The organism is Streptococcus sp. HMSC072D05 (assembly GCF_001815805.1).
Classification (GTDB): Bacteria; Bacillota; Bacilli; order Lactobacillales; family Streptococcaceae; genus Streptococcus.
On sequence record NZ_KV822019.1, the window covers coordinates 1 to 741 of the forward strand.

The window sequence follows — 741 nt, forward strand, 5'->3', positions numbered from 1 at the left end:
GGTCAGCGGTTCGATCCCGTTAACTCCCATAGGTCCCGTAGTGTAGCGGTTATCACGTCGCCCTGTCACGGCGAAGATCGCGGGTTCGATTCCCGTCGGGACCGTTTAAGATAACGGAAGTTATTTTAGACTCGTTAGCTCAGTTGGTAGAGCAATTGACTTTTAATCAATGGGTCACTGGTTCGAGCCCAGTACGGGTCATATTTGCGGGTTTGGCGGAATTGGCAGACGCACCAGATTTAGGATCTGGCGCTTAACGGCGTGGGGGTTCAAGTCCCTTAACCCGCATAATAGAAATCAGCCGGCTTAGCTCAGTTGGTAGAGCATCTGATTTGTAATCAGAGGGTCGCGTGTTCAAGTCATGTAGCCGGCATTTTTTTATATAGAATAAGAGGTCGATGCGAACGTAGTTCAGTGGTAGAACACCACCTTGCCAAGGTGGGGGTCGCGGGTTCGAATCCCGTCGTTCGCTTAGAGAGGCCGGGGTGGCGGAACTGGCAGACGCACAGGACTTAAAATCCTGCGATTGGTAACGATCGTACCGGTTCGATTCCGGTCCTCGGCATATAATGATGAGCACCCTTAGCTCAACTGGATAGAGTACCTGACTACGAATCAGGCGGTTAGAGGTTCGACTCCTCTAGGGTGCATTTTTTTATTTAACGCGGGAAGTAGCTCAGCTTGGTAGAGTACTTGGTTTGGGACCAAGGTGTCGCAGGTTCGAATCCTGTCTTCCCGATT

General features: G+C 51.0%; 8 tRNA genes. All 8 read left to right on the forward strand.

The features are described 5' to 3' along the window. The first annotated feature begins 31 nt into the window (after positions 1-31). The 8 genes from HMPREF3057_RS05185 to HMPREF3057_RS05220 all read left to right on the forward strand — a co-directional run bounded on the left by HMPREF3057_RS05185 (position 32) and on the right by HMPREF3057_RS05220 (position 739). Positions 32-104, forward strand: a tRNA-Asp gene (locus HMPREF3057_RS05185). 24 nt (positions 105-128) lie between these two features. Continuing rightward, positions 129-201: transfer RNA gene (locus HMPREF3057_RS05190), tRNA-Lys, on the forward strand. Between the two features lie 5 nt (positions 202-206). Further along, positions 207-288: transfer RNA gene (locus tag HMPREF3057_RS05195), tRNA-Leu, on the forward strand. Positions 289-300: 12 nt separating this feature from the next. Then, positions 301-373: transfer RNA gene (locus tag HMPREF3057_RS05200), tRNA-Thr, on the forward strand. A 27-nt stretch (positions 374-400) separates the two neighbouring features. Continuing rightward, positions 401-472: transfer RNA gene (locus HMPREF3057_RS05205), tRNA-Gly, on the forward strand. A 7-nt stretch (positions 473-479) separates the two neighbouring features. Then, a tRNA-Leu gene (locus tag HMPREF3057_RS05210) sits at positions 480-565 on the forward strand. A gap of 11 nt (positions 566-576) precedes the next feature. Further along, positions 577-650: transfer RNA gene (locus HMPREF3057_RS05215), tRNA-Arg, on the forward strand. Between the two features lie 15 nt (positions 651-665). Then, positions 666-739, forward strand: a tRNA-Pro gene (locus tag HMPREF3057_RS05220). The last annotated feature ends 2 nt before the right edge of the window (positions 740-741 follow it).